Genomic DNA, 16931 nt, shown 5'->3' with positions numbered 1-16931 from the left:
AAGAGGGGCATCAGGTGTATTCCTCCCACCCCTTCGGGAGGAAGAGCGAACAACCATGGTCAAAGGTTCCCATGGTGAGGGGAATTCCGGCCAGAAGAGGTCGCTCTCCTACCCCGTCGACGGGGTGTCATGTACCACAAGCGGGCGCGGAAAGTCCGTTTATCGCCGGACAACTCGCCACCAAAGCCGCTGCTCACACGGTGTCAAGGACCGTACACGTCTTCGGGTTGGTCGCCCGGCAGTAGTAGGCTCGCGCCGCTTATTGTCGGAACACGACCCCCGCGCGCCGGGGTTGACGTTGGGGAGGCCATGCGCTTTCGCGGGAAGTCGATCCGCCGGAAGATCGTGGCGCTGCTGCTGGTGCCGCTGGTGGCCCTGACCGCCCTGTGGGCCTTCGCCACCGTGATCACCGGCAAGGAAGCGGCTCAGCTCCTGACCGGGGCCGACGTGATGCGCAGACTCGGCCACCCCGCCGAGGACATGGCCCAGGCCCTCCAGAAGGAACGCCGCCAAACCCTCGTCTACCTGGCCGACATGCGCCGCTCCGACGCCCTCGAAGCCCTGCGCGCCCAGCGCCGCGCCACCGACAAGACCGCCGTCGACCTGCGCTCGGGCGCCGGCCACGGGGTGCGCGACGACATGAGCGCCGCCTCCGCCGACCAGTTCACCACCATCGAGGACGGCCTCGACGACCTCGCCGGCCTGCGCCGCAAGGTCGAGCACAACACCCTCACCCGCGACGGCGCGCTGCGCGCCTACAACGAACTCATCGACCCCTACTACGCGTTCCTCGGCACCCTCAACACGCTCCAGGACGCCGACATGGACAAGCAGGGCCGCGCCCTCGTCGGCGTCACCCGCGCCCGCGAGGCCCTGTCCCGCGAGGACGCCCTGCTCGCCGCCGGGCTCGCCGCGGGCTCCATGAACCGCCAGGAGATCCGCGCCTTCTCCGACCGGATCGCCGAACGCAAGCTCCTCTACACCACCAACCTGCCGGTCCTGCCCGCCTCCGACCAGAACATCTACGCGGACTTCTGGCGCGGCGCCGATGCCCGCGCCCTGGAGAAGGCCGAGGAGGCCGTCCTCGCCGCCGGCCCCGCCAAGGCGGTCCAGACCATCAACTCCCAGCGCTGGGAGGCCGCCGTGGGACCGGTCCTGGAGGACCTGCGCCGCATGGGCGCCGACGCCTCCGACCGCTACCAGGACCGCGTCAAGCCCATCGCCGACGACATCCTCCTCAAGGCCGGCGCGGCCGGCGTCCTCGGCTTCCTCGCCCTCGCCGTCTCCCTCGTCATCTCCACCCGCATCGGCCGCTCCCTCATCCGCGACCTGCGCCGGGTCCGCAAGGAGGCGCACGAGGTGTCGGGCGTCCGGCTGCCCAGCGTGATGCGCCGCCTCGCCGCGGGCGAGAACGTCGACGTCGAGACCGAGGCGCCGCGCCTCCAATACGGGCAGGACGAACTCGGCCAGGTCGGCCAGGCCCTCAACACCCTGCAGCGCGCCGCCGTCGAGGCCGCCGTCAAACAGGCCGACATGCGCCGCGGCGTCTCCGAGGTGTTCGTCAACCTCGCCCGGCGCAGCCAGGTGCTGCTGCACCGGCAGCTCACCCTGCTCGACACCATGGAGCGGCGCACCGAGGACACCGACGAACTCGCCGACCTCTTCCGCCTCGACCACCTCACCACCCGCATGCGGCGGCACGCCGAGGGCCTGGTCATCCTCTCCGGCGCGGCCCCCTCCCGGCAGTGGCGCAAGCCGATCCCGCTCATGGACGTCGTACGGGCCGCCGTCGCCGAGGTCGAGGACTACGAGCGCATCGAGGTCCGCCGGCTGGCGCGGCTCGCCGTGAGCGGCCCGGCCGTCGCCGACCTCACCCACCTCGTCGCCGAACTCCTGGAGAACGCCACCCTGTACTCCCCGCCGCACACCGCCGTCCAGGTGGTCGGCGAGCGGGTCTCCAACGGCTTCACCCTGGAGATCCACGACCGGGGCCTCGGCATGACCCCCGACGCCCAGTTGGAGGCGAACCTCCGGCTCGCCGAGACCCCCGAGTTCGAGTTGTCCGACACCGACCGGCTCGGCCTCTTCGTCGTCAGCCGCCTCGCCCGCCGCCAGGGCGTCCGCGTCTCCCTCCAGCCCTCCCCGTACGGCGGCACCACCGCCGTCGTGCTCATCCCCGAGGCGCTGCTGGTCGACGCCGGTACGGCCGCCGGACACGAGCGGGAACCGGACACCGGCGAGTCGGCGGCCGGCGGCAGCGGGCTCGCCGCGCTCGCCCAGGTGCCCGTGCCGCTGCCCGAACGGCCCGACGCGGACCGGCCGGCGCTCGCCGGACCGGCCGGGGAACGACTTGTGTACGGCGCGTTCGACGAAGCGGAGGGCGCGCTGTTCCGCCGCCGCGCCGCCGCGCCCGCGCCGGAACAGCACCAGCAGGCTGCGGAGGCCCCCGCCCCCACCCGGCCCGACGGCCCCGCACCGCTGCCGCGCCGCCGCACGGCCGCCCGCGCCGCCGATCACCGGCCGCCGGACGCGGAGGACGGCGCCGCGGGCGCGCGGCGGGACGAGAAGACCCTCGCCCTGCCCCGGCGGGTGCGGCAGGCCAGCCTCGCCCCCCAGCTCAAGAACGACCCCGCGGCGCGGACCGCCGCCGCGGGCCCCGCCGATCCGGAACCCGAGCGCGATGCCGACGAGGTGCGGGCCAGGATGGCCTCGCTCCAGCGCGGCTGGCAGCGCGGGCGGGAGCACAACGCCCTCGAACCCGACGGCGCGGCAGGCACCGCACCAGGAACGACATCTGAAGGGGACGGTCGATGACCGCACCGAAGGCCGCAGCACGCACCGCGACCACGAGCACCGGCGAGCTGAACTGGCTGCTCGACGAGTTGGTCGAGCGCGTCGGCAGCATCCGCAAGGCACTCGTACTCTCCGGGGACGGCCTGCCGACCGGCACGTCCAAGGAGCTGACCCGCGAGGACGGCGAGCATCTGGCGGCCGTCGCCTCCGGCTTCCACAGCCTCGCCAAGGGCGTGGGCCGGCACTTCGACGCCGGGAAGGTCCGGCAGACCGTCGTCGAGCTGGACGAGGCGTTCCTCTTCGTCACCGCGGCGGGCGACGGGAGCTGCCTCGCCGTCCTCGCCGACGCCGACTCCGACGTCGGGCTCGTCGCCTACGAGATGACGCTCCTCGTCAAGCGCGTGGGCGCGCACCTGGCCGCCGCTCCGCGGACCGGCGTGGCCGCCGACGGGTGACCGCGGGCATGACCGAGGACGGCGGCGGCCCGGCCCACTGGTTCGACGACGCGGCAGGCCCTGTGGTACGGCCGTACGCCATGACGCGCGGCCGTACCCGCAGCGCGGCCGAGGCGAAGCTCGACCTGATCGCGGTCGTCATCGCCGACGAGTCCCTGGACGCGCACTTCGGCGACGTGCACGCCGTGGTGGACCAGGCGCTGTCCCCGGAACACCTCGACATCATCGAACTCAGCGTCGACGCCCCGCAGTCCATCGCGGAGCTGGCCGCCGGGCTCGATCTGCCCGTCGGGGTGGTCCGGGTGCTGGTCGGCGATCTGCTCGACGCGGAACTCGTCCGGGTCTCCCGGCCGGTGCCCCCGGCGGAGCTCCCGGACGAGTCCATCCTCCGCGAGGTGATCGACGGCCTCCGGGCGCTGTAGCCGGGCCGCGCCCGTACGGTCGGCGGGCGCTGTCACCGGGTCCGTGCCCGTACGGCGTCCGGGCTTCCGGGCCGGCCCGCGGCGCCCCGTTCCGTACGGTGCGCCCGGCCGTCGCGGGCCGCGATCGGCCCTCGGCGGGCCGGAGTTGACGTGCGAGCGCGGGTGACCACGTTGTACTGTTCCCTTGCCAATGATGACCACATACTGATCACTTGGTAAGTCGTTCCATCAACATCCATCACCATCCAGCACATCCACCACCATCCAACGCCACCCAGGAGAAGAGGCTCATGGTCTTCGGGCGCTCCGACCGAAGCCGCAAGCGGTCCAAGGCCGACCCGGTGACGCTCAAGATCCTGGTCGCGGGCGGCTTCGGGGTCGGCAAGACGACGCTCGTCGGCGCGGTCAGCGAGATCCGCCCGCTGCGCACCGAGGAGCTGCTCAGCGAGGCCGGCCGGCCCGTCGACTCCACCGACGGCGTGGAGGCCAAGTCCACCACCACCGTCGCCATGGACTTCGGCCGCATCACGCTCCGCGAGGACCTGGTCCTCTACCTCTTCGGCACCCCCGGCCAGGACCGCTTCTGGTTCCTGTGGGACGAACTGGCGCAGGGCGCGCTCGGCGCGGTCGTCCTCGCCGACACCCGCCGGCTCCAGGACTGCTTCGCCGCCATCGACTACTTCGAGCGGCGCTCCATCCCCTTCACCGTCGCCGTCAACTGCTTCGACGGCGCGGACCGCTACCCCGAGGAGACCGTGCGCGACGCCCTCGACCTCGACCCGGAGGTGCCCGTCCTGCTCTGCGACGCGCGCGAACGGGAATCCGCCAAGCGGGTCCTGATCTCGGTCGTCGAGCACGCGATGGAGACGTCCGCCAACCAGCGCGAGCACGCCGGCGCCTGACCCGCGCCCGGCCCCGTACGCCTCGCGAGCCCTCCGGAGGCACGGGCCCGGGCACGGCGGCGGTCAGCCGCCGCTCTCCTCGTGCGCCGTGCTCTCCTCGTGCCCCGCGGCCGCGCCCATGTCGTCTTCCTCGTGCCAGCCGAAGCTGCGCTCCACGGCTTTGCGCCAGTTGCCGTACTCCCGCTCGCGCTCATCGGCCGCCATCCGCGGCGTCCACTCCGTGTCGCGCCTCCAGTGCGCCCGCAGCTCGTCGAGGTCCTGCCAGACGCCCGTGGCCAGCCCCGCCGCGTACGCCGCGCCCAGGCACGTGGTCTCGGCGATGACCGGCCGGATCACCGGCACCCCCAGCACATCCGCCTGATGCTGCATCAGCAGATTGTTGACGGTCATCCCGCCGTCCACCTTCAGCGAGGTGAGCCGCACCCCGGAGTCCTGGTACATCGCGTCGACCACCTCGCGCGTCTGCCAACTCGTCGCCTCCAGCACCGCGCGCGCGAGATGCGCCTTGGTGACGTACCGGGTGAGACCGGTGACCACGCCGCGCGCGTCCGAGCGCCAGTACGGCGCGTACAGCCCGGAGAACGCCGGCACGATGTACGCCCCGCCGTTGTCCGCCACGCTCGCGGCCAGTGGCTCGATCTCGTCGGCGGACCGGATGATGCCGAGCTGGTCGCGGAACCACTGCACCAGCGCGCCCGTGATCGCGATCGAGCCCTCCAGGCAGTAGACGGCCGCGTCGCCGCCCAGCCGGTAGCCCACCGTCGTCAGCAGCCCGCTCTTGGACGCCACCGGCCGCTCGCCCGTGTTGAGCAGCAGGAACGAGCCCGTCCCATAGGTGTTCTTCGCCTCGCCCACCCCGAAGCAGGTCTGCCCGAAGACGGCGGCCTGCTGGTCGCCCAGCGCCGAGGCGACCGGCACCCCGGCCAGTGGGCCGACCGCCGTCCCGTAAACCTCCGCCGAGGACCTGATCTCGGGCAGCATCGCCTCGGGCAGGTTCATCGCGGCGAGCACCGACGCGTCCCACTGGAGCGTCTCAAGGTTCATCAGCATCGTGCGCGACGCGTTGGTGACGTCCGTGACGTGCGCCCCGCCGTCCGTGCCGCCGGTCAGATTCCAGATCAGCCACGAGTCCACGGTGCCGAAGGCGATCTCGCCCAGCTCCGCCCGGCGGCGCAGCCCCGGCACGTTGTCCAGCAGCCAGGCCGCCTTGGGCCCCGAGAAATAGCTGGCGAGCGGCAGCCCCGTGGCCGCCCGGAACCGGTCCTGGCCGTCCGCGCCGCCCAGCTCCCGGCAGAGCGCGGACGTCCGCGTGTCCTGCCATACGACCGCGTTGTGCACCGGCTTCCCGGTCGTACGGTCCCACAGGACCGTCGTCTCCCGCTGGTTGGTGATGCCCACCGCGCTCAGCTCGTCGGCCCGCAGCCCCGCCTTGGCGAGCGCGCCCGCCACCACGGCCTGCACCTTCGACCAGATCTCGGTCGCGTCGTGCTCCACCCAGCCCGGCTTGGGGAAGATCTGCCGGTGCTCGCGCTGGTCCACGGCGACGATCGCGCCGTCCTGGTTGAAGACGATGCAGCGGCTGGAAGTGGTGCCCTGGTCGATCGCGGCTGTGTACGTGCCGGCCTTGTCGGCCGCGCCGGTCGTGCCGATCATGACGTCTCCCGAGTCAGTAGGCTGCGTTGAAGATGAGACCGGACAGCGCCGCCCCGATCAACGGACCCGCCACCGGAATCCAGGAGTACCCCCAGTCGGAGGTGCCCTTGTTGGGTATGGGCAGCACGGCGTGCGCGATGCGCGGGCCGAGGTCGCGCGCCGGGTTGATGGCGTAGCCGGTCGGCCCGCCCAGCGAGAGGCCGATGCCCACCACGACGAAGGAGACCATCAGTGTCTGGGTGCCGGACTGCCCGAGCCCCTTCGTGAGCCCGAAGGCCAGCACCGGCAGCACCAGCCCCATCGTCGCGATGACCTCGGTGAGCAGGTTGGCCACCGGACTGCGGACCTCCGGAACGGTCGAGAAGATCCCCAGCGTCGGCTGCGCGTTCTCCGCCTCGGCGTTGGCCGCGAACTGCGCGTAGTACGCGAGCCAGCACAGCACCGCGCCGAGCACCGCGCCCACCAACTGCCCCGCCACATAGACCGGCACCTTGTCCCAGTGCCCGGTGTCGACGGCGATGCCCAGCGTCACCGCCGGATTGAGGTGCCCGCCGGAGAGCGGCCCGGCGGTGTACGCGCCGGCCAGCACGCCGAAGCCCCAGCCGAAGGCGATGACGACCCAGCCGGCGGCCTTGGCCTTCGAGCGGGTGAGCGTGACGGCGGCGCACACGCCGGCGCCGAAGAGAATCAGCACCGCGGTGCCGATGATCTCGCCTATGAAGATGTCGCCATTGGAGAACTGATCCACTGCGGCTCCCAGTCCCTCGCCCGGGACGCCGTCCCGGTCCTCCGTGCAGGGGGTTGCTCCCCATCGAGGCGGCGGCCGGCGGCCGAGGGTTTCCGTGCCCCCTGCCCGGCGCCGGCGATCGGCGCGAACGGGCATTCGCCAGGGGAGCGGTGGCACCACCGGGGACGCCCTACTGCGGCGGTGCCGACTGATACCCGGCAGTGTTCACCGGTGCTGACGGAGCGTCAAGGTCGCTCGCAAGGGCGGCGGCGCGGCGCCGGCCGCCGCCCCGCCGCCGCCCGCTCAGCGCCCGTGCACGGACCGGTAGGAGACCGGGAAGTCGAAATACGTGTCGGGGAACGGCTCCGTCCGGTACGTGTAGTGCCACCACTCCTGCGGCAGGTTCACGAAGCCGGCGGCCTCCATCGAGGACTTCAGCAGCAGCCGGTTGGCCTTCCGCTGCCCCCGCACCCGCGGGTCGAGGGTGTGCGAGAGGGTGTCCATGCAGTCGTACCCGGTCCCCATGTCGAGCGAGTTGTCCGGGAACCGCTGCCACTTCGGCGCGTGGCAGGGCACGAGCCGCTCCCCGGGCACGTACGGCCGAGTCGGGACGGCCGGCAGCCGGACCACCGTCAGATCCATCGTGCTGCCCCGGCTGTGCCCCGACTTCTCGGCGATGTAGCCGTCCTCGAACAGCCGCGACTTGTCCACCCGCGGATAGAACTCGCGCTTCATCCGCTGATCCGACAGGTCCTTGCCCCAGGCCACGAAGGACGCCACCGCGCGCTGGGGCCGGTAGCAGTCGTAGACCTTCAGCGTGTACCCGCGGCGCAGCAGCCCGCGCTGCACCCGGTGCAGGGCCAGCGCGGCGGGCCGGGTCAGCAGGCACACCGGCCGGCGATAGCCCTTGACGGGGCGCCCGGTGAAGTTGTGCGGGGTGATGTAGCGGATCTCCTGAAGGATCGTCGGATCGACATCGCCGAGCGCCACGAACTCCTTCGGCGCCTTCGGCTCCTTCGACTCCTGCCCGGGGACCGGCTCCCGCCCTTGGCTCGGCTCCCGCCTCTGGCTCGACTCCAGGCCCTGGCCCGCCTCCTGCGCCGCTGCGGCCGGGGCCAGCGCGAGGAGCGCGACGGCGGACAGGGCGAGCGCGCGGGGGAGGGGCGAGGCGGGTGGGACGAGAGCACGCCGAGCGCGTACGGGGGCGGGGGCGTCCTGTACGGGCGTGGGGGCGGCAGCGGTCCGTACGGGCGGGTCGGCGGCGGGTCGGCCGCGTACGCGGGAGAAGGTGACGGACACGGCGCGTACGTGCGAGACGGCGGCGGACAATCCTGGCATGAACCCTCCAAGCGGTCGGCGACCCCTCCACTTAGCAGCTCCGGACGCCGCCGCGAAAGAGGGCACGACGGGCGCCCCGCTACCGCCCCGCCACCGGCCGCACCCGCACCGGATAGCCCACCTCGGCCGCACCCTCCCGCTCCACCCCCACCCGCCCCTCCCGCCACCGCGTCGTGAACCGCACCGCCGCCGGCCGCTCCCAGCCGTCCCCCGGGTCCGGGATCAGCAGGCCCCCGCCCGTACGCCCCTGAGCCGGCTCCCACACCTCCAGCTCCACCCCGCCCCCCGCGCCCACCACCGGCACCACCGACCCCGCCCGCGCCAGCACCGGAATCCGCTCCAGCGGCGCGGGCAGCAGCACCTGCCCCGGCCCCTCGTACGCCCGGCCCGTCGCCGTGTCGTACCACCGCCCCCGCGGCAGCCGCACCGCCCGCCACTCGGCCCCCGCCTCCAGCACCGGCGCCACCAGCAGCGAGTCACCCAGCAGATACGCGTCCTCGCAGTCGCGCAACGCCCGGTCCTGCGGCGAGCGCCACCACACCGGCCGCACGTACGGCGCGCCCGTCCGGTGCGCGAGCTGCGCCAGCGTCACGAAATACGGCAGCAGCCGCGCCCGCTCCCGCAGCGCCGCCCCCGCGTGTTCCAGCACCTGGGCACCGAACTCCCACGGCTCCCGCCGCCCCGCGTCGATCGCCGCGTGCGTACGGAAGAACGGCAGCAGCGAACCCAGTTGGAACCACCGCAGAAACAACTCCGGCGACGGCGCCCCCGTGAAACCCCCGACATCCGGCCCCGAATACGGCACCCCGCACAGCCCCAGCCCCAGCACCAGCGCGAGCGACGCCCGCAGCCCCGGCCAGCCCGTCGCCACATCCCCCGACCAACTGCCCCCGTACCGCTGCACCCCCGCCCACCCCGACCGCGAGAACAGGAACGGCCGCTCCGCGGGCCGCAGCTCGCACAGCCCCTCGTAACCGGCCCGCGCCATGGCCAGCCCGTACACGTTGTGCGCCTCCCGGTGATCACCGCCGCGCCCCTCCAGGGCGTGCCGCGCCGACCGCGGCAGCGTCGGATCGCCGAAGGCCACGAACGACACCGGCTCGTTCATGTCGTGCCACACCCCCGCGAACCCGCGCGCCAGCCGCTCCCCGTACAGAGCGCCCCACCACTTGCGCACCCTCGGCTCCGTGAAATCGGGGAAGACCGAATCGCCCGCCCACACCTCGCCCCGCACCCGCCGCCCCCGCCCGTCCCGCACGAAGGCGTCCACCGCCACGCCGCTGTCGTACACCGCGTTCCCCGGCTCCGCCTTCACCGCCGGATCGACGATCGACACCAGCCGCACCCCCTGCCCGCGCAGCTCCGCCGCCAGCCCCGGCAGATCCGGGAACCGCTCCCCGTCCACCGTGAACACCCGGTGCCCCCGGTAGTGGTCGATGTCCAGATGGAGGGCCGACAGCGGCAGCCCCCGCTCCCGGTACCCGGCCACCACCCGCCGCACCTCGGCCGCGTCCCCGAACCCCCAGCGCGCGTGGTGGTACCCCAGCGCCCACGTCGGCGGCAGCGCGGGCGCGCCCGTCAGCGCCGTCCACGCGTGCAGCACCCGCGCCGGCGTCCCCGCCATCACCCAGTAGCGCAGCGGCCCCCCGTCCATCCGCACCTCGCAGCCGCCCGGCCGGTCGTGCCCCGACCCCTCGCCCTCCACGCCCTCCCGCACCGACACCCGCCCGTCCCACGAGTTGTCGTGGAAGACCAGATGCGAACCCCCGTCCGCCACCACCAACTGCACCGGCATCGTCAGATACAGCGGGTCGTCCCCCGGCTCGAAGGACCCGCCCGGATCGGTGTTCCACAGCCGGTACGAACCGTCCCGCAGCCGGGGACCCGCCGCCCGGCCGCCCAGCCCGAAGAACCGCGCGTCCGCCGCCACCTCGGAGCGCTGCACCCAACGCGCCCCGGCCCGCGCGTCCGCGGGCCCTTTGACCCCCTCAGCTTCCTTTTCAGCTTCCTTGGTCGGGACGTACGCGGCCTCCGCCGCACCCGGCCCGGCGCACCGCCCGTCCACCGGCTCCCACCAGCGCGGCGGCAGATCCCGCCGGAGCACCACACCACCCGGCGTACGCACCTCCACCGCGCCGTGCCGGTCCACCACCACCAGCACCCGCTCCGACAGCACCCGCCAGCCGCCGTCCGTATCCGGCTCCAGCACCGCCCGCTCGTCCACCGCCGGACACGCCCCCGCCAGCGCGTACGACGGCTCCGGCTCGGCGCCGTCCCAGCCGCAGAACACCGCCCCGCCCGCCGCCACCCGCACCCGCAGCGACGACCGCGCGAACCGCACCACACCGCCGCCCGGCTGCGGCTCGGCCCCCTGCGCCGCGCCCGGCACCCGCGCCCGCTCCGGACCGCGCCGCGGCAGCGCCGCCGCGTCCAGGCGCCGCCGCCGCACCGCCGAACGCAGGGACCGCAGCCCCCGTGCCGAACCGACTGATTTCACCGACCGCACCAGGTCACGCGCATCCATGCTGCTCACCCTGCCACCGACGCCACCGGACGCGCGCTCCGTTCAACTCGCGTTCACCCGGGGGTATCCCGCCGTCTCTCCCAGCCTTTACCGCACACTCAAAAAACACACCGGCCGCACCAGCCGCACCCCCGATACCAGCCACACGAACCGGACCACCCACCCCGCGCCGCCCTGCCCGCCCGCGTCACAGGGCCCGGACCTGGTGCGAGAGTCGATCACGTGGCATCGTCCTGCACAGCCGCGTTCCGCGCACACCCCGCACGTGCGCGGCGACGCCCACGACGCGTGACAGCCGGGAGACGCCAGATGACCACCGCACCGCAGCCCGCCACAGCACAGCCGGAACCCCTGTGGCAGCCCGGCGAGGACCGCATCGCCGCCGCCCAGGTCACCCGCTTCCAGGAGTGGGCCGCCGCACGGCACGGCGCGCCCGCCGCCGTACCCGGCGACCCCGCCGCCAGCTACGCCGCGCTCCACCGCTGGTCCGTACAGGAACTGGAACGCTTCTGGCAGGCCACCACCGAATGGTTCGACGTCCGCTTCACCACCCCGTACGAACGCGTCCTCGCCGACCCCGCCATGCCCGGCGCCTCCTGGTTCCCCGGCGCCACCCTCAACTACGCCGAACACGCCCTGCGCGCCGCCGACGACCCCGCCCGCGCCGACACCCCCGCCCTCCTGCACGTCGACGAGACCCACGAGCCGCGGCCCATCACCTGGGCCGAGCTGCGCGGCCAGGTCGGCTCCCTCGCCGCCGAGCTGCGCCGCCTCGGCGTACGCCCCGGCGACCGCGTCAGCGGCTACGTCCCCAACATCCCGCAGGCCGTCACCGCGCTCCTCGCCGCCGCCGCCGTCGGCGCCGTCTGGACCTCCTGCGCCCCCGACTTCGGCGCCCGCAGCGTCCTCGACCGCTTCCAGCAGGTCGAACCCGTCGTCCTGTTCACCGTCGACGGCTACCACTACGGCGGCAAGCGCCACGACCGGACCGAGACCGTCGCCGAACTCCGCCGCGAACTGCCCACCCTCCGCGCCGTCGTGCACATCCCGCTCCTCGGCACCCCGGCCCCCGAAGGCGCCCTCGAATGGTCCGCCCTCACCAGCGCCGGCACCGAACCCGTCTACGAGCGCGTGCCCTTCGACCACCCCCTGTGGGTCCTCTACTCCTCCGGTACCACCGGCCTCCCCAAGGCCATCGTCCAGTCCCAGGGCGGCATCCTGATCGAACACCTCAAACAACTCGGCCTGCACTGCGACCTCGGCCCCGGGGACCGCTTCTTCTGGTACACCTCCACCGGCTGGATGATGTGGAACTTCCTCGTCTCCGGCCTCCTCGTCGGCGCCACCCTCGTGCTGTACGACGGCAGCCCCGGCCACCCCGACATCTCCGCCCAGTGGCGCGTCGCCGAACGCACCGGCGCCACCTTCCTCGGCACCTCCGCCGCCTACGTCATGGCCTGCCGCAAGGCCGGCATCCACCCCGGGCGCGACCTCGACCTCGCCACCGTGAAATGCGTCGCCACCACCGGCTCACCGCTGCCGCCCGACGGCTTCCGCTGGATCCACGACGAGGTCGCCGAGTCCATGTGGATCGCCTCCGTCAGCGGCGGTACGGACGTGTGCTCGTGCTTCGCCGGCGCCGTCCCCACCCTCCCCGTCCACATCGGCGAACTCCAGGCCCCCGGCCTCGGCACCGACCTCCAGGCGTGGAACGCCGACGGCAAACCCGTGATCGACGAGGTCGGCGAACTGATCATCGCCAACCCCATGCCCTCCATGCCGATCCACTTCTGGAACGACCCCGACGGCAGCCGCTACCGCGACAGCTACTTCGAGATGTTCCCCGGCGCCTGGCGGCACGGCGACTGGATCACCCTCACCTCCCGCGGCTCCGTCGTCATCCACGGCCGCTCCGACTCCACCCTCAACCGCCAGGGCGTACGGATGGGCTCCGCCGACATCTACGAGGCGGTCGAACGGCTCCCCGAAATCCGCGAGTCCCTCGTCATCGGCGTCGAACAGCCCGACGGCGGCTACTGGATGCCCCTCTTCATCCAGCTCGCCCCGGGCGCCCGACTCGATGACAGCCTGCGCGACCGCATCAAGAACACCATCCGCGAGAATCTTTCTCCGCGCCACGTCCCCGACGAGGTCATCGAGGTCCCCGGCGTCCCGCACACCCTCACCGGCAAGCGCATCGAGGTCCCCGTCAAGCGGCTCCTCCAGGGCACCCGGCTGGAGACGGCCGTCAACCCCGGCTCCGTCGACGACCTCGAACTCCTGCGCTTCTACGAGCGACTTGCCCACGACCGCGCCGGCACGGGCGACACAACGGACGGTGCGGACGGGGCGGGCCGTAAGGCCGACCGCTGAGACCGACCGCTGAAACCGCAGGTCGAGGCTGGGGCCCGAGGCCGGATGTCGAGACCGAGCGCTGGGCCGAGCGCCACTGTCAGTGCCCCCGATTACTCTGAGTGAGCATTGATCGCTCGCGCTGAGGGGGAGTCATGGCGCACACCGGAAATGACGGAAAACGGCCCACCGCACGGCACCTGCTGCGCCGAGAAGTGCCCAGCACGGTGGCCGTTCTCGCCGACGAGCGGGACTTCGCGGCCATGCGCCGATACGAGACCTTCGCCTTCGACGACCACACCGCCTATCTGCGGCAGATGGAAGCACTGCTGAGGACGCTCGCCGCCCGGGGCGTCCACATCACCGTCGCCCTCTTCGACCCCGTCGGCTACGAGGAGTACTGCGCCCACGCCCGCCTCGACCCCGACGCCCCCGCCAGCCGCACCCGCTACACCGCCCACCTGGCGGCGGCCGGCGGCACGGTGCCGTACGAGGGCCAGCCCATCGACCGACTGCTGCCGCACCTCATCGAGACGGCCGAACGGCAGGCGACCTGGGAGTACGCGTCGGGGCTGCTCTCCCGGTCGGGCCAGTGCCGAGAACACTGCGGCGAGGCGCGGGCCGACGAGGCGTTCGCCCGCGCCTCGCACGCCCTGCGGCTGCTCCTGGAGACCGTCGGCCACGGCGAGCACCACCTGGTGTGCAGCATCCCGGCCGACGACGCGCCGCTCATCGCGGTGCTCCACACCCGACCCCGCCCGGGCGCCGAGCCCGACGTGGATTCGACCCAGGCCCTCGTCTTCTCCACCGTGCTGGCCGCGGGCCTCGCGACCGGCCGGCGCGGCGGCGTCGTCCTGCGCACCACCACACCCGACGGCCACGACCGGGTCCGCGGCTGGGTCCTGCACGGCGACTGGCTGCGCCCCCTGAGCGAGGCGGAGATCTTCGCCGCCTACTGCACGGACGCCGACACCGGCGAACCCGTACCGCCCGAGCACGGAGTGGAATACCTCGCGGCCCCCGACCTCGTACGACCCCCGGAGGCGCACGGGACGGGGGCGCACGGGACGGGGGCGGACGACATGCCCTGATACGCGCGAGGGGCGCCCCACCACGCGGTGGAACGCCCCTCGCTTCACGGCTCACTCGCCGGACAGCACCGCCTGCGCGGCCCGCCGGGCCTCGTCGGCGGAGTCCACGGCACGGGCCGCGGCGGCGGCGCGCTCGCACTGCGCCAGCGTGTGCTTGGCCAGCGTGGCCCGTACGTACGCGATGGACGCGGCGCCCATGGACAGGCTGGTGACGCCCAGACCCGTCAGCACGCACGCGAGCAGCGGGTCGGCCGCGGCCTCGCCGCACACGCCGCAGCTCTTGCCCTCGGCCTTGGCCGCCTCGGCCGACGCGGCGACCAGGTCGAGCAGCGCGGGCTGCCAGGGGTCCTGCAACCGCGACACCGCGCCGACCTGCCGGTCGGCCGCGAAGGTGTACTGCGCGAGGTCGTTGGTCCCCAGCGACAGGAACTCCACCTCCTGCAGGATCGAGCGGGCCCGCAGCGCGGCGGAGGGGATCTCCACCATCGCGCCGAACTTCGCCCGCAGCCCGGCCTCGCGGCACGCGTCCGCGAACGCCTTGGCGTCCGCCCGGTCGGCCACCATGGGGGCCATGACCTCCAGGTAGACCGGCAGGCCCTCGGCCGCCTTGGCGAGCGCCGACAACTGCGTGCGCAGCACCTCGGGGTGGTCCAGGAGACTGCGCAGCCCGCGCACGCCGAGCGCCGGATTGGGCTCGTCCGACGGCGTCAGGAAGTCCAGCGGCTTGTCCGCCCCGGCGTCCAGCACCCGCACGACCACCCGGCCCTCGGGGAACGCCGACAGCACCTCGCGGTAGACCTCGGCCTGCTTCTCCTCGGACGGCGCCTTGGAGCTGTCGTCCAGGAACAGAAACTCCGTACGGAACAGACCGACACCCTCCGCGCCGGCCTCGACCGCGGCCTTCACATCGCCGGGACCGCCGATGTTCGCCAGCAGCGGCACCTTGTGCCCGTCCGAGGTGGCGCCCGGCCCGGACGACGCCGCGAGAGCGGCCTTACGGGCCTCGGCGGCGCCGGTCAGCTCGGCGCGCTTGGCCGCGTCCGGCTCGACGAAGATCTCACCCGTGCTGCCGTCCACCGCGACGACCGTGCCCTCGACGAGCTCGCCCGCACCCGGCAGCGCCACCACGGCGGGCACCCCGAGCGCGCGCGCGAGGATCGCGCTGTGGCTGGTCGGCCCGCCCTCCTCGGTCACGAAACCGAGCACGAGCGCGGGGTCGAGCAGCGCGGTGTCGGCGGGCGCGAGGTCCCGCGCGATCAGCACGTACGGCTCGTCGCTGTCCGGCACGCCCGGCATCGGCACGCCCAGCAGCCGCGCCACGATGCGGTTCCGCACGTCGTCCAGGTCGGCGACCCGGCCCGCGAGGTACTCGCCGGCCCCGGCCAGCAGCGCCCGGTACGCGGCGAAGGCGTCGTACACCGCGCGCTCCGCGGTGCTGCCGACGGCGATGCGCCGCTCGACATCGGCCATCAGCTCGGGGTCCTGGGCCATCATGGCCTGGGCCTCCAGCACGGCCTGGGCCTCGCCGCCCGCCAGGTTCCCGCGCGCGATGAGATCGGCGGACACCGCCTCCACGGCCTGGCGCGCGCGCCCCTGTTCGCGCGGAGCCTCGTCCGTGGGGATCTGCTTGGCCGGCGGCTCCAGGACCGCCGTGCCCATGTGCCGTACCTCGCCGATCGCCACACCGTGGCTCACACCGACGCCTCGCAGCGTTGTCTCCATTTCACCTGTCTCCCATTGATGCGGCGGCTCGGGCCGTCGCGGTGGATGTCGTACGCGCCGTCGGTGACGGCTCCGGGATCACTGCCAGGTGAAGAGCGTGTCACCGGTCTTGAGGTCGCCCTCCTCGCGGACGTCGCCGAGGGCGTCGGCCGTGGCCTCCAGCGCGATGACCGGGCAGATCGGCGACTTGCCGGCCTCTTCGACGGCGGCCGGGTTCCAGCGCACGACGGCCTGGCCGCGCGTGACGGTGTCGCCCTTGTTGACGAGCAGTTCGAAGCCGTCGCCATTGAGCTGGACGGTGTCGATGCCGAGGTGGGTCAGCACACCGTGTCCCTCGGAGTCCACCACGACGAACGCGTGGGGGTGCAGGGAGACGACGACACCGTCCACGGGCGCGACGGCCGCGGACGGTTCACGGACCGGGTCGACGGCGGTACCGGGCCCCACCATCGCGCCGGAGAAGACCGGGTCGGGCACTGCCGCGAGTCCGATGGCGCGTCCATTGAGCGGGGACGACACGGTGGTCATGGGAAGCCTCCCAGGGGTGGAGATTCATCACGCGCCGTCACTACCTGTCCCGGACGGCGCACTGGTCAGAAGCGTAAGTCATAGGAACGTCTGATTCCGCTCCGATCGTCCCGATCATGAGGAGGGCGCGGGGGAGGGGCGAGGAATCGATTTGCCTCGGCCCTGCGGGGCATGTACTGTCGTATCCCTGCCCACGACCGAGGCACGCAGTCAACTGCGAGCGAATCGGAGGGCGGCACCTATCGGATACTGATCCAATTCTCGGATTCGCTTCTGAGTTTCCGCATGTCTGCGGAAAACGAGCGGTAAGAGCAGCGGAAAAGAACTGATAGAGTCGGAAACGCAAGACCGAAGGGAAGCGCCCGGAGCGGCCGGTGAAACGGCCACAAAGGAAGCGTCCGTTCCTTGAGAACTCAACAGCGTG

At 73.0% G+C, this 16931-nt stretch carries 12 protein-coding genes; 6 read left to right on the top strand and 6 right to left on the bottom strand.

The features are described 5' to 3' along the window. The first annotated feature begins 309 nt into the window (after positions 1–309). The 4 genes from IF55_RS31935 (at position 310) to IF55_RS31920 (ending at position 4572) form a co-directional block, all read left to right on the top strand. Positions 310–2814, top strand: a complete 2505-nt coding sequence (locus IF55_RS31935) for a sensor histidine kinase (protein ID WP_030890550.1) — start codon at positions 310–312, stop codon at positions 2812–2814. After that, the gene (locus IF55_RS31930) at positions 2811–3248 is read left to right on the top strand and encodes a roadblock/LC7 domain-containing protein (RefSeq protein WP_030890548.1); all 438 of its coding nucleotides are present in this window, start codon (positions 2811–2813) and stop codon (positions 3246–3248) included. Before IF55_RS31935 ends, IF55_RS31930 begins: the two co-directional genes overlap by 4 nt. 8 nt (positions 3249–3256) lie before the next feature. Next, a complete protein-coding gene (locus IF55_RS31925) occupies positions 3257–3670 on the top strand; it encodes a DUF742 domain-containing protein (RefSeq protein ID WP_030890545.1) in 414 nt (137 codons plus the stop codon). Between the two features lie 290 nt (positions 3671–3960). Continuing rightward, a complete protein-coding gene (locus IF55_RS31920; protein WP_030890542.1) occupies positions 3961–4572 on the top strand; it encodes a GTP-binding protein in 612 nt (203 codons plus the stop codon). A 63-nt stretch (positions 4573–4635) separates the two neighbouring features. Here the strand turns inward: IF55_RS31920 and glpK are convergent, their stop codons facing one another. From glpK to IF55_RS31900, 4 genes are all read right to left on the bottom strand, one after another. Next, positions 4636–6225 carry a glycerol kinase GlpK gene (glpK, locus tag IF55_RS31915; protein ID WP_048832915.1) on the bottom strand — a complete coding sequence of 530 codons (1590 nt, stop codon included), beginning with the start codon at positions 6223–6225 and terminating at the stop codon, positions 4636–4638. 13 nt (positions 6226–6238) lie between these two features. Continuing rightward, positions 6239–6973, bottom strand: a complete 735-nt coding sequence (locus IF55_RS31910) for an MIP/aquaporin family protein (protein WP_030890536.1) — start codon at positions 6971–6973, stop codon at positions 6239–6241. Between the two features lie 282 nt (positions 6974–7255). Beyond that, positions 7256–8095: a M15 family metallopeptidase gene (locus tag IF55_RS31905; RefSeq protein WP_398245585.1), complete on the bottom strand. Its 840-nt coding sequence runs from the start codon at positions 8093–8095 to the stop codon at positions 7256–7258. 274 nt (positions 8096–8369) lie between these two features. Then, positions 8370–10814 carry a TIM-barrel domain-containing protein gene (locus tag IF55_RS31900; protein WP_048832925.1) on the bottom strand — a complete coding sequence of 815 codons (2445 nt, stop codon included), beginning with the start codon at positions 10812–10814 and terminating at the stop codon, positions 8370–8372. Positions 10815–11123: 309 nt separating this feature from the next. Between IF55_RS31900 and IF55_RS31895 the strand changes: the two genes are divergently transcribed. Together IF55_RS31895 and IF55_RS31890 are read left to right on the top strand one after the other, a co-directional pair. Then, the gene (locus IF55_RS31895) at positions 11124–13187 is read left to right on the top strand and encodes an acetoacetate--CoA ligase (protein ID WP_048832913.1); all 2064 of its coding nucleotides are present in this window, start codon (positions 11124–11126) and stop codon (positions 13185–13187) included. Positions 13188–13321: 134 nt separating this feature from the next. Continuing rightward, the gene (locus IF55_RS31890; protein WP_048832911.1) at positions 13322–14257 is read left to right on the top strand and encodes a hypothetical protein; all 936 of its coding nucleotides are present in this window, start codon (positions 13322–13324) and stop codon (positions 14255–14257) included. A 51-nt stretch (positions 14258–14308) separates the two neighbouring features. Here IF55_RS31890 and ptsP read toward each other — a convergent pair whose 3' ends face one another. Together ptsP and IF55_RS31880 are read right to left on the bottom strand one after the other, a co-directional pair. Continuing rightward, a complete protein-coding gene (ptsP, locus tag IF55_RS31885; protein WP_030893312.1) occupies positions 14309–15979 on the bottom strand; it encodes a phosphoenolpyruvate--protein phosphotransferase in 1671 nt (556 codons plus the stop codon). Positions 15980–16057: 78 nt separating this feature from the next. After that, complete coding sequence (locus IF55_RS31880) at positions 16058–16507, bottom strand: PTS sugar transporter subunit IIA (protein ID WP_030893314.1); 450 nt, start codon at positions 16505–16507, stop codon at positions 16058–16060. Positions 16508–16931: the final 424 nt, after the last annotated feature.

Source organism: Streptomyces varsoviensis (assembly GCF_000718635.1).
In the GTDB taxonomy this organism is placed as follows: domain Bacteria; phylum Actinomycetota; class Actinomycetes; order Streptomycetales; family Streptomycetaceae; genus Streptomyces; species Streptomyces varsoviensis.
This window is presented reverse-complemented; position numbering and strand designations above follow the sequence as displayed.

Bases quoted from the DNA above. Each gene is read 5' to 3' on its own strand.
- IF55_RS31935 (WP_030890550.1), top strand. From the start codon at position 310: ATGCGCTTTCGCGGGAAGTCGATCCGCCGGAAGATCGTGGCGCTGCTG.
- IF55_RS31930 (WP_030890548.1), top strand. From the start codon at position 2,811: ATGACCGCACCGAAGGCCGCAGCACGCACCGCGACCACGAGCACCGGC.
- IF55_RS31925 (WP_030890545.1), top strand. From the start codon at position 3,257: ATGACCGAGGACGGCGGCGGCCCGGCCCACTGGTTCGACGACGCGGCA.
- IF55_RS31920 (WP_030890542.1), top strand. From the start codon at position 3,961: ATGGTCTTCGGGCGCTCCGACCGAAGCCGCAAGCGGTCCAAGGCCGAC.
- glpK (WP_048832915.1), bottom strand. From the start codon at position 6,225: ATGATCGGCACGACCGGCGCGGCCGACAAGGCCGGCACGTACACAGCC.
- IF55_RS31900 (WP_048832925.1), bottom strand. From the start codon at position 10,814: ATGGATGCGCGTGACCTGGTGCGGTCGGTGAAATCAGTCGGTTCGGCA.
- IF55_RS31895 (WP_048832913.1), top strand. From the start codon at position 11,124: ATGACCACCGCACCGCAGCCCGCCACAGCACAGCCGGAACCCCTGTGG.
- IF55_RS31890 (WP_048832911.1), top strand. From the start codon at position 13,322: ATGGCGCACACCGGAAATGACGGAAAACGGCCCACCGCACGGCACCTG.
- ptsP (WP_030893312.1), bottom strand. From the start codon at position 15,979: ATGGAGACAACGCTGCGAGGCGTCGGTGTGAGCCACGGTGTGGCGATC.
- IF55_RS31880 (WP_030893314.1), bottom strand. From the start codon at position 16,507: ATGACCACCGTGTCGTCCCCGCTCAATGGACGCGCCATCGGACTCGCG.